Annotated in this window: 15 protein-coding genes; 6 read left to right on the top strand and 9 right to left on the bottom strand. The window is 59.1% G+C overall.

What is annotated here, in order from left to right:
- From PMI09_RS10100 to PMI09_RS10070, 7 genes are all read right to left on the bottom strand, one after another.
- On the bottom strand, positions 1-494 hold a 494-nt coding region (locus tag PMI09_RS10100; RefSeq protein WP_007792188.1), incomplete at its 3' end, for a sulfite exporter TauE/SafE family protein.
- Between the two features lie 15 nt (positions 495-509).
- Positions 510-1,442: an N-acetyl-gamma-glutamyl-phosphate reductase gene (argC, locus tag PMI09_RS10095; protein ID WP_007792185.1), complete on the bottom strand. Its 933-nt coding sequence runs from the start codon at positions 1,440-1,442 to the stop codon at positions 510-512.
- A 63-nt stretch (positions 1,443-1,505) separates the two neighbouring features.
- Positions 1,506-2,465, bottom strand: a complete 960-nt coding sequence (speB, locus tag PMI09_RS10090) for an agmatinase (protein ID WP_007792183.1) — start codon at positions 2,463-2,465, stop codon at positions 1,506-1,508.
- A gap of 92 nt (positions 2,466-2,557) precedes the next feature.
- On the bottom strand, positions 2,558-2,860 hold the full coding sequence (locus PMI09_RS10085) for a putative quinol monooxygenase (RefSeq protein ID WP_007792181.1): 303 nt from the start codon (positions 2,858-2,860) through the stop codon (positions 2,558-2,560).
- A gap of 135 nt (positions 2,861-2,995) precedes the next feature.
- Positions 2,996-3,463: a 30S ribosomal protein S9 gene (rpsI, locus tag PMI09_RS10080; protein ID WP_007531723.1), complete on the bottom strand. Its 468-nt coding sequence runs from the start codon at positions 3,461-3,463 to the stop codon at positions 2,996-2,998.
- Positions 3,464-3,465: 2 nt separating this feature from the next.
- Positions 3,466-3,930 carry a 50S ribosomal protein L13 gene (rplM, locus tag PMI09_RS10075; RefSeq protein WP_007531725.1) on the bottom strand — a complete coding sequence of 155 codons (465 nt, stop codon included), beginning with the start codon at positions 3,928-3,930 and terminating at the stop codon, positions 3,466-3,468.
- Positions 3,931-4,154: 224 nt separating this feature from the next.
- The gene (locus tag PMI09_RS10070; RefSeq protein ID WP_007792179.1) at positions 4,155-4,586 is read right to left on the bottom strand and encodes a PaaI family thioesterase; all 432 of its coding nucleotides are present in this window, start codon (positions 4,584-4,586) and stop codon (positions 4,155-4,157) included.
- 73 nt (positions 4,587-4,659) lie between these two features.
- On the opposite strand from PMI09_RS10070, the gene PMI09_RS10065 reads away from it, so the two are divergent.
- Positions 4,660-5,493 (top strand): enoyl-CoA hydratase, encoded by an 834-nt coding sequence (locus PMI09_RS10065; protein WP_007792176.1) that lies wholly within the window; start codon positions 4,660-4,662, stop codon positions 5,491-5,493.
- Here PMI09_RS10065 and PMI09_RS10060 read toward each other — a convergent pair whose 3' ends face one another.
- Both PMI09_RS10060 and PMI09_RS10055 read right to left on the bottom strand, forming a co-directional pair.
- On the bottom strand, positions 5,494-6,330 hold the full coding sequence (locus tag PMI09_RS10060; protein ID WP_007792173.1) for an EamA family transporter: 837 nt from the start codon (positions 6,328-6,330) through the stop codon (positions 5,494-5,496).
- Between the two features lie 412 nt (positions 6,331-6,742).
- A complete protein-coding gene (locus tag PMI09_RS10055) occupies positions 6,743-7,072 on the bottom strand; it encodes a hypothetical protein (protein WP_007792171.1) in 330 nt (109 codons plus the stop codon).
- A gap of 104 nt (positions 7,073-7,176) precedes the next feature.
- Here PMI09_RS10055 and PMI09_RS10050 point away from each other — a divergent pair, with 104 nt between their 5' ends.
- From PMI09_RS10050 to PMI09_RS10030, 5 genes are all read left to right on the top strand, one after another.
- A complete protein-coding gene (locus PMI09_RS10050) occupies positions 7,177-7,605 on the top strand; it encodes a CoA-binding protein (protein WP_007792168.1) in 429 nt (142 codons plus the stop codon).
- Positions 7,606-7,713: 108 nt separating this feature from the next.
- Positions 7,714-8,997, top strand: coding sequence for an O-acetylhomoserine aminocarboxypropyltransferase (locus PMI09_RS10045; protein WP_007792165.1), 1,284 nt, complete (start codon positions 7,714-7,716; stop codon positions 8,995-8,997).
- A gap of 181 nt (positions 8,998-9,178) precedes the next feature.
- Positions 9,179-9,925 (top strand): cysteine hydrolase family protein, encoded by a 747-nt coding sequence (locus tag PMI09_RS10040; RefSeq protein ID WP_244423748.1) that lies wholly within the window; start codon positions 9,179-9,181, stop codon positions 9,923-9,925.
- A gap of 35 nt (positions 9,926-9,960) precedes the next feature.
- Positions 9,961-10,122 carry a putative quinol monooxygenase gene (locus tag PMI09_RS32130; protein WP_007792159.1) on the top strand — a complete coding sequence of 54 codons (162 nt, stop codon included), beginning with the start codon at positions 9,961-9,963 and terminating at the stop codon, positions 10,120-10,122.
- A 351-nt stretch (positions 10,123-10,473) separates the two neighbouring features.
- Positions 10,474-10,683 carry a cold-shock protein gene (locus PMI09_RS10030; protein WP_007792156.1) on the top strand — a complete coding sequence of 70 codons (210 nt, stop codon included), beginning with the start codon at positions 10,474-10,476 and terminating at the stop codon, positions 10,681-10,683.
- Positions 10,684-10,982 lie beyond the last annotated feature (299 nt).

Here is a 10,982-nt window from a genome sequence, read left to right as displayed (position 1 = left end):
GGCGGCCCGCCGAGCTGAGCGGCGCCGCTGAAGAGGCCGGCAACGAGACCCGTGATGGAGGTCAGCGATGTCCGTGGTTCGCCATGGTATCGCCACCCGGAAACAAGCAATGCAAGCAGGCAAATCGCAATCGCCGTGATCGCCCAGCGCAATGTCAGGGGATCCACCCACGCCAGAGCTGCCGTACCGGCGGGCACGCCCAGCACCGCGCCCGCAGCCATGGTGAAGACTTCGCGCCGGCTGGCGCTGCGCCAGGCTGGAGGGATCATACCCAGCGTCGCAAGGCCGTCTATGACAAGCAGGACCGGCGAAATCAGCTTCGGACCGATGATTGCGCCGCCAAGCGGAATGAAGATCAGCGCCGCCCCGAACCCCGAGAAGCCACGCGCCAGTCCCGCAATGAAAGCGATGACGACAAGTGATAAAATGCCATGATCCGGCAAGGAGGCGACAAACCACGCGCTCGTGTTCGCCTGCAGCGTATCAAGCGACATCGATCAGTTCCGGGATTACGAGGCGAGCATCAGGTCCATGTTCTGGACAGCCGCTCCCGACGCACCCTTACCGAGGTTGTCGAGCAACGCCACGAGATTGACCTGCGAAGCGCCCGGCGTGCCGAACACGAAGAGCTTCATCGTGTCCTTGCCGGCAAGCTCGACGGCATCGATACGGGGGAGCTTGCGGCTCTCTTCCAGCGGCACAACAGTCACGATGTCCTGACCCGCGTAGTGGGCCACGAGAGCAGCGTGGATGTTTTCGAGCGTCGTGCCTTCGGCCAGATCGCCGAGATGCAGCGGCACCTGAACGATCATGCCCTGCGGGAACTTGCCGACCGACGGCGAGAAGATCGGCTCGCGATCGAGTAGGCCGTGAATCTTCATCTCAGGTACGTGCTTGTGCGTCAGCGTCAGGCCATAAAGGAAATGTGGCGCGGGGATTGCATCGTCGCGGCTCTGATCCTCCATCTGCGCAATCATCTGCTTGCCGCCGCCAGTGTAGCCGGAGACGGCATTGACCGTGACCGGGTAGCCATCAGGCAGGATACTCGCAGCGCGCAGCGGCCGAATGAGGCCGATCGCACCGGTCGGGTAGCAGCCCGGATTGGCGACGAAGCGCGCGGACTTGATCTTCTCTGCCTGCTCCTTATCCATTTCCGCAAAGCCGTAGGCCCAGGAAGGATTGACGCGGAACGCCGTGGAGGTGTCGATGACGCGGACATTGTTGTTGCCCGAGACCATGTGCACGGCTTCCTTCGAAGCATCGTCCGGTAGGCAGAGAATGGCGATGTCGGCGTCGTTCAGCATATCCTCGCGCATCGCGGCATTGCGACGCTCCGCTTCCGGGATCGACAGAAGCTCGACATCGCGACGACCGGCCATGCGCGTGCGGATCTGCAAGCCCGTCGTGCCGTGTTCGCCATCGATGAAGATCTTCGGTGCCATTGTCTTGCTCACACTTTCAATAGGTTAGAAAGAAGTCCGGAATCACTTTGTAAGAAGGATGAGTCAGCCGTGTGACGCGCTCGCGCGGCGCTCGGCATGCAGCCCCAGCATATACATCGCGACCGTCGCCCCCGCAATGGCAGTGATATCCGCATGGTCGTAGGGCGGCGAGACCTCGACGACGTCGGCGCCCCTGATGTCCAGTTGGTGGAGGCGCTGCAATATTGAGAGGATTTTGGCGCTCGAGGGACCGCCCGACACCGGCGTTCCCGTGCCGGGCGCATAGGCGGGATCGAGGCAATCGATATCGAAGGTCAGATAAGATGGCGCCCCACGGGTATGCGAGATGATCGTCGAGGCGATGTCTCCCGCGCTCATCTCCTCCAGTTGATGACCATAGAGAATATGAATGCCGAAATCCTCGGGCGCATGGGTGCGGATACCGATCTGGATAGAACGATCCGGATCGATGATGCCGTCTCGCGTAGCCCGCGCGACAAACGAGCCGTGGTCGATCCGTCTGTTGTCGTCAAACCAGGTGTCCTGATGCGCGTCGAACTGGACGAGAGCCAGCGGCCCGTGCTTGGCGGCATGCGCTTTGAGGATCGGCCAGGTGACGAAATGGTCGCCGCCGAGGGTCAGCATGAACGCGCCGCTATCGATGATCGTCTTGGCCTGCCGCTCGATCGCGGCCGGCGTCTCGTGGTGGTTGCCGTAGTCGAGCAGGCAGTCGCCGTAGTCGATCACGGCCATATCGGCAAAGAGATCCCGCTTGAAGGGATACTGCGGGTCGTTATCGAAGATCGCCGACGCACGCCGTATCGCCTGCGGCCCGAATCGCGTCCCCGGCCGATTGGAGGTCGCGGCATCGAAGGGAATACCCCAGACCACGGCATCCACGCCGGTCAGGTCCTTGGTAAAACGGCGGCGCATGAACGATAGCGCGCCGGCAAAGGTCGGGTCGCTGGCTGCCGAGGTCAGGTTCGTAGCCGTAAAAGCATGATCGATCGACTTGTTGGCCAAGAGATTCTCCTCGAGAGTGTTTTGTCCGCTATGCCTACCAGAAACAAATCTCAAACCGAATGGGCAAAGCCGGTCGCTTGGCCAAGGCTGGTCTAGCCCGGCAACTTGTCCGCCAGGACTTCGGGAGTCCTCAACTGCGGAGCCTCGGCCAGCAGTTCCTCTGCTCGGGCCATCAGCGCCGCGGCCACTTTGCCATTCAAATGCGCCTGTCTGCCTGCCTCGTCATCGAAGGCATCGAAGATGGCGAATGTGCTCTGGTCGTAGCGAACGGCAAACCATGCCACCGTGCCAGGCTCCTGCGCGACAAGAGCCTGTGCGCTTTTCAAGAACGTAGCCACTTCTTCTTCCTTGCCGGACCTTGCTTTCAGTTCGACATAGATTGCTTGTTTGGTCATTCCTGCCTCCCTTGGCCTGCGCGTGAAGCGCATAGAATGCAGTAGAACTGGCAAGGGAACGAGCCGCTTCAAGCGGCCGCCAACAGAAAAGGCCGGGCAAGAGCCCGGCCTTCGCATTCCCGTATTTCGAAGCGATTAACGCTTGGAGAACTGGAACGAACGGCGGGCCTTGGCCTTACCGTACTTCTTACGTTCAACAACGCGGCTGTCGCGGGTCAGGAAGCCACCCTTCTTCAGGACCGAGCGCAGGCCCGGCTCGAAGTAGGTGAGAGCCTTGGAAAGACCGTGACGAACGGCACCGGCCTGGCCGGAGAGGCCGCCGCCAGCAACCGTTGCAACGATGTCGAACTGGCCGTCACGGGCAGCCGCGACGATCGGCTGACGCAGAATCATCTGCAGAACCGGGCGCGCGAAGTATTCCGTGAATTCCTTGCCGTTGACGACGATCTTGCCGGAGCCCGGCTTGACCCATACACGAGCAACAGCGTTCTTGCGCTTGCCGGTCGCGTAGGAACGGCCAAGCGAGTCGACCTTGCGGACGTGAACCGGAGCAGCAGCTGCTTCGGACGTGCCGAGATCCTTCAGGGAGGAGAGGTCAGCCATTCTTAGGCGCTCCTTACGTTCTTCTTGTTCAGCTTTGCGACGTCGAGAACGACAGGCTGCTGTGCTTCATGAGGATGATTGGAACCAGCGTAAACGCGGAGGTTCTTCATCTGACGACGGCCGAGCGGGCCGCGCGGAACCATGCGCTCAACAGCCTTCTCGAGAACGCGCTCCGGGAAGCGGCCTTCGATGATCTGGCGAGCGGTACGCTCCTTGATGCCGCCGGCATAACCGGTGTGCCAGTAGTAAACCTTGTCGGAATACTTCTTGCCGGTGAAAACGACCTTGTCGGCGTTGATGACGATAACGTTGTCGCCGTCGTCAACGTGAGGCGTGAAGGTTGCCTTGTGCTTGCCGCGCAGGCGCATAGCGATGATGGAAGCGAGACGACCAACGACGAGCCCTTCGGCGTCGATGATGACCCACTTCTTCTCCACCTCTGCAGGCTTCTGGGAGAAGGTTGCCATAGTTGTTACTCTCTTTTGGATCCCTCGGCCCGAAGGCGAGAGGGCGTTTCTTGTTGCTTGGTTTGGCTGTTCGAAGACGCGCCAAAAAGAAAGCAGCCCGGAAAGGCTGCATTTCTGGCGGTGTGTATAGAGGCAAAGCGGACTGCGGTCAATATTGTCAGATTTGCGTACCGTAAAAATACATAAGCAAAATCAATATGTTAGTTATGTGGTATTTTGGTACCTCAAATTTCACGTGGCGGGATAGAGTAAGTCGCAGTCGCGTGAGCGATCAGCTCATCTGCATTCTCCTGGAAAACGGAGGCGTCGATGACGGCGAGCCGCTTGCCAAGCTTGAGAATCCTGCAGGTGCATGTCGTTGGAACAAGCTTCGGCAGGCGCAGGAAATTGATGTTGAGATTGGTCGTAACCGCCAGCGCAACCGGCCCGATATGCGCGAGTACTGCCGCATAGGCCGTTACATCCGCTAGGGTGAAGAGGGCGGGGCCAGAGACGGTGCCACCAGGACGCAAATGCCTCTCGCTTGGGTCGAGCCGCATCGAGACGCTGCCAGGTTTGATATCGGTAATCGTGAACACGCGCCCATCCGTGTGGATCTGTGGAAAATCCGTATCCAGAAAATGGTGGAGCTCGTCGATCGTCATGATCGGTTGCATGACTTTGCCTCGAAATTGCTTGTCGCCTGTGGCAGAACAATTAGCATGAAAAAGCAATGCAGGGAGTTAGACCATGGCCGAAGTCGTAGCCTTCCGGAAGGACCCGAGCAAAGCCGGCGAGGGCGCGCTCGTCATTCCGCAGTTGAGCGACGGCATCCTGCGGCTGACGCTCAGCAATCCGCCTGCGAATGCACTCTCGATCGCCGTCATGGAAACCCTGATCGGTGAACTCCAGAGCGCTGCGAACGACGCTGCTGTTCGCGTAATCATCATCGCGTCGACGGGCAATGTCTTTTCCGCAGGTCACGACCTCAAGGAATTAACCGCGCATCGGGCCGATGAGGACGGCGGCGAGGCATTCTTCGAAGAAACCTTCGCGCTGGCAGCCGACCTCATGCTCGAGATCACGCGCCTGCCGAAGCCTGTTATTGCCGAGATCGACGGGCTCGCCACCGCCGCCGGCTGCCAGCTTGTCGCCTCCTGCGACCTTGCGATCTGCACCGATACGGCGACCTTCTGCACGCCGGGCGTCAATATCGGCCTCTTCTGCTCGACGCCGATGGTGGCGGTCTCGCGGGCAGCGCATCGCAAGCAGGCGATGGAAATGTTGCTCACCGGCGAGACGATCGACGCCTCGACCGCCAAGGATTTCGGCCTCGTGAACCGCATCGTGCCGAAGCAATACCTGACGCAGGTCGTCACCAAATACGCCTCCGTCATTGCGAGCAAATCGCCGCTGACGTTGAAGATCGGCAAGGAAGCGTTCTACCGCCAGCTCGAAATGCCGATCGAGGAAGCCTACAGCTACGCCGCTCAGGTCATGGTCGACAACATGCTGACGGGCGATGCCGAAGAGGGGATTGGAGCCTTCCTTTCCAAGCGCATGCCGCAGTGGACGGGCGAATAGCTAACCGAGTTTAAGGATCAGCCCGCCGAGCGCGATGATTGCGCCGGCGAGATAGCGCCACGGGCTGGCTTTTTCCTTCAGCACGATCACTGAGATCAGCAGCGCGAAGAGGATCGACGTCTCGCGCAGCGCCGCAACAGTTGCCACTGGCGCCTTGGTCATCGCCCAAAGCGCGAGGCCGTAGGATGCAATCGATCCGCCACCACCGATTAGGCCGCGCCACCAGTTGTAGCGGACGTGGACGGCGACTGCGACAGTACCCCGCTTGGAGATCGCCCAGGCGAAGAGCAATACCGGCGGCAGCAGCGACATCCACAGCGTATACGACACCGCATTGCCGGAGACGCGGGCGCCGATACCGTCCACATAGGTGTAGGTCGCGATGACACATGCATTGGCGAGCGCCAGCCGGATCGCTTGTCCGCCGCCCTTTCGCGCCTCGAAGGCCAGTGTCAGAATACCGGTGCAGATCGTCATCGTACCGATGAGCGCGCCTGTCGACAGCCTCTCATCCAGGATGAAACCGCTGGTGGCTGCAATCAAGAGTGGTGCGCACCCGCGCATCAGCGGGTAGACGAGGCCGATGTCGCCTGCACGATAAGCGCCGGCGACAAGCTGGAAATACACGAACTGGAGGACGGCCGAAGCGCCGATGAAGGGCCATGCCGCCGAATTCGGCAATGGCAGGAACATCAGGAAGGGAAGGGCGCAAACGGCGCCGCCTCCCGATATGAGGCTGGCATCCAGCGACTTGTCCGTGCCCGCCTTGATCATGGCGTTCCATGTCGCGTGCAGCAACGCACCAAACAGAACGAGCAGAATGACGTGGATCGGCAAAAAGGACCACCGGACGGTGTGAAAACAGCAATTGTGAAATGCTTGTTACGCCGTTGCCGGCAAAAAGCAATCCCGGTTGACGACGTGACGGAGCGCAACAACGCTCTGTCATATATCAGGCAACCTGAAGATGCTGGTTCGCAATTTCCGGAAAAGAGGAACGTACACCAGAAGTGTTTATTCGGTTATCTCTTATTCAACTATGAGGCGTTGCTAACATATGCGGGAACATATGTGAACATATACAGGATATACATAGAACACTGACGGTGGTGCCGACTCTTCCGTGTCGAATTTTGCAGGAGTGTGACAAAGCCATCACGGAATCCGCCGCTCAGCCGGATCCCGCAGCGCGCACGGTTGTGTCGGCAAGGCCTCGCGCGTCACGATTTGGTATGGCAGGAGTGCGCTTTTACAGCGAGTAATATGGGATGATAAACATCCCGTTCAGGTTGTCGATATTCTGACAATTCAGAACACGGCACCTCGGATTGTCCTTGGTCGGGATGGTCGTCCATTCCGCGTATTTGTTGACGTCGCAATAATTGCTGTTGCGAATGTAGCGGTCGAACAGTGTCATGCCGGGCACCCGCTTCGACGGATACCGCAAAATCACGGCGCCCTCATTGCGGATCGCTGCACGTGCGGCCTGACAGCTTATCGTGAGCGAATTGTATCGCGAAATGGCCAGCGCCGGGGAGGTAGCCATAACGAAGGCGATCACGGCAGCCAATTTTTTCATGGGAACATCCTCCTTGGGCGTCCTAATTCCTATATACGCCGAAACTAACTGCTGGTTTCAACGAACCGCGAAATAAACGCGATTGTTATCGGAGGCCGAAGCCCTTGAATCACGATGAATATGAGGATGACTACATCCTCGACATTCTGCGTTCCGTGAAGACGATTGCCCTGACCGGCGCGTCGCCGAATCCCGCTCGACCCAGCAATGGCGTGATGGGCTATCTGCTGTCACGGGGATACAACGTCATCCCTGTGAACCCAGGCCAGGCCGGCAAGCAGATCCAAGGTCAAACGGTTTACGCCCGGCTCGCCGATGTCCCTGTGCCGGTGGACATGGTCGAGGTCTTTCGGGCCTCGGAATATCTATCAGGTGTTGTCGATGAGGCATTGGCAATGAACCCGCGACCGAAGGTGATATGGGCGCAGCTTGGCGTGCGTGATGATGCGGCAGCGGCAAGGGCCGAGGCGGCCGGCATCAAAATCGTCATGGATCGATGCCCCGCTATCGAGTATCCACGGCTCGCCCGCTGACGGGTTGGATTTTTCAAATAACGTGCCTGGGTTGAAATGGAACGCGATTAACTTTTCGCGGCCGTCGGCTATGCTCGCCGCCATTCGATCACTGAATGGGAGGGCTTCATGGCCAAGAACGGTCCGGGTTTCAATACGTTGGCAGTCCATGCGGGAGCACAGCCGGACCCCGCGACCGGCGCACGCGCGACGCCGATTTATCAGACGACGGCTTATGTCTTCAACGACTCCGATCATGCGGCAGCCCTTTTCGGTCTGCAGCAATTCGGCAATATCTATACGCGTATCATGAACCCGACCCAGGCCGTGCTCGAAGAGCGCGTCGCGGCACTCGAGGGCGGCACTGCGGCGCTCGCCGTTGCGTCCGGCCATGCGGCGCAGATGATCGTCTTCCACACGCTTATGCGCCCCGGCGAAAACTTCGTGGCCGCGAAGCGGCTCTACGGAGGCTCGATCAACCAGTTCGGCCATGCCTTCGATAATTTCGGCTGGCAGGTTCGCTGGGCGGATTCCGCCGACCCGGCAAGCTTCGAAAGCCAGATCGATGACAAGACGCGGGCGATCTTCATCGAAAGCCTCGCCAATCCCGGCGGCACCTTCGTCGACATTGCCGCGATCGCGGCGGTGGCGCACAAGCATGGCCTGCCGCTCATCGTTGACAACACCATGGCCAGCCCTTACCTCATTCGGCCGATCGAACACGGCGCCGATATCGTCGTGCACTCGCTGACGAAGTTCCTCGGCGGCCATGGCAATTCGATGGGCGGCATCATCGTCGATGGCGGAACCTTCGATTGGTCGAAGTCCGGCAATTATCCGATGCTATCCACCCCGCGGCCGGAATATAATGGCGTGGTCTTGCACTCGACCTTCGGCAATTTCGCGTTCGCCATCGCCTGCCGCGTGCTCGGTCTGCGCGATCTCGGCCCCGCCATCTCGCCCTTCAATGCGTTCTTGATCCTGACGGGCATCGAGACGCTGCCGCTGCGCATGCAGCGCCACAGCGATAATGCAATAGCTGTCGCAAAGTGGTTGAAGGCACACAGCAAGATCGCCTGGGTGAACTATGCCGGCCTCGAAGACGATCCGAACTACGCCCTACAGCAGCGCTATTCGCCGAAGGGCGCCGGTTCGGTCTTCACTTTCGGCGTGAAGGGCGGCTACGAGGCCGGCAAAACGCTGGTCGAGGGATTGGAGCTGTTCTCGCATCTCGCCAACATCGGCGATACGCGCTCGCTCGTGATCCATCCGGCGTCGACCACGCACCGTCAGTTGACGGACGAGCAAAGGATCGCCGCCGGTGCCGGTCCCGACGTCGTTCGCCTTTCGGTCGGTATCGAAGACGTAAAGGATATCATCGCTGATCTCGAGCAGTCGCTGGCAAAGATCTGAGTGTCCTTCGCAGCAAACGTTTGTAGTTTCGCAGACTACCTTTGTCGAAATACAACCATAGGATCAGCGCCCGACTCGAACAGCGTCGGGCGCTCTTGTTCGATGTCAGATCTTGGGCGTTTGAAAATCCCTTCGGCAAGCACCGGTCGGTGTCTGGCAGACGATACACGCACGCCGTGCTATGGTTGCCGCGCTCGATGTGGGAGGGCTGGGAATGGATGCGCAAGTCTCAATCACCGCTAGGCCTGAGCCGATAAGCCTCGACCCCCGCAGGACGGCCGTCGTGGTCATCGATATGCAGAATGACTTCGGTAGCCGTGGAGGAATGTTCGACGGTGCTGGCCTTGATGTCGCGCCGATTGCGGCCCTCGTTCAGCCGATTTCCCGGGTGCTCGAGACGGCACGGCGTGCGGGATTGTTTGTCGTCTACACCCGGCAGGAACACAATTCCGACCTCTCCGATGCGGGGAACGAGGATTCCCCGCATCGGATCAAGCACAGGCGCATGAACATCGGCGCGACAGTGGAGGCACCTAGCGGCATCCGAAGCCAAATTCTGGTTCGCAATATTTGGAATACGGCAATCGTCGCGGAACTTGAGCCCCGACAAGGCGATGTTGCGGTCTCCAAGCATCGATACAGCGCTTTCTTCGAAACGTCGTTTGACACCATTCTTCGTGCCAAACGGATCAACACGCTCATATTCACTGGTGCAACGACCAGCATATGCGTTGAGTCGACGGTCAGGGACGCGACGTTCCGTGACTACCGCTGCATTGTGCTTAGGGACTGTACGGCCGAGTTGATCGCGGCCGATGCGCCCCGCAGCAACCACGAGGCGTCGCTTCTCGCAATCGAGATGTTATTCGGCTGGACGGCCGAATCTGGTGCGCTGATAGATGCCTTATCGGCGTTAGATGGCCGATGAAGTTCATAACCGGCTGACTGACCTGCAGGCAGGGGATGCGGGACGAGTTCCTCGCCGCCATGGAGCCTCATGTCGCGTCTACACGCGATGAGCCGGGCTGTGTATTCTTCGAATATCATCGGCATAAGAACGACGAGGACGTGGTGGTTCTGATCGAAAGGCTGTCGCGATGCAGGCAGACGTCCGCCGGCTCCTAGCAAAGTTGAGTATAATCGAGACTGTTTCCGATAAAGTCGCGCGCTACGATCTCGATTTTATCGCAGATCCCCCGAGCTCTTATCGACCTTGATCGCGGCACGGCGAGACGCCTTCTTGTTTCGGTTGGTTGACATATCGCATCTGGGCCGCTGGCCGCCACCGCCGGCAGCATCGCGTCACCTGCGGTCATGCCTTGGCCACTCGCAGCGCCCTGGGAGGGACGCCGACCTTCACCTCCGCTTCAAATTGTATAGGCGCGACGAGCATTACATCCGGCAGGCGTATTTTCGCTTGCGAAGGACAAGCGTCGGCTACATGTTGGGGCCGTCTCGCAGTTGATGAGGTAAGCAATGCCAACGGGTACAGTCAAATTCTTCAATGCCGACAAGGGGTTTGGCTTTATAAGCCCCGACGGCGGTGGCAATGATGTGTTCGTACACATCTCGGCTCTTCAGGATTCTGGCATCCAATCTCTTCATGAAGGACAAAAGGTGTCGTTCGATACGGAGCCAGATAAAAGGGGCAAGGGCCCCAAAGCTATCAACATCGAAGTGCGGTAATCCTTGAACGCATTGGAAGCTCCCGCGGACTGAAGCGTTCAGTTACCAATTACGGGCTGCGGTCAAGCTCCTTCTCTGCGCGAGCGTGTTGACATCACCGGCTCACACAGCCCTGGCAGAGAGGAGACTGGCGTCCAATGTGGACGATGGTTGCGATGGCGACATTCAAGAAATCCTCGCACCGTCGGAACTGGCTATCCTCCGAAGGTCACTGCTCCGTAGCCGTACTAACAAGAGAGACCTCGTCGGGGAGCCGTGCGAGCACCGGTTCGTGTTCCAATTCTAAGAGATTGACTATG

Source organism: Rhizobium sp. CF122 (assembly GCF_000282035.1).
Classification (GTDB): domain Bacteria; phylum Pseudomonadota; class Alphaproteobacteria; order Rhizobiales; family Rhizobiaceae; genus Rhizobium.
The sequence above is the reverse complement of the archived record's forward strand: the minus strand, read 5'-3'. Positions and strand labels throughout refer to the sequence as shown.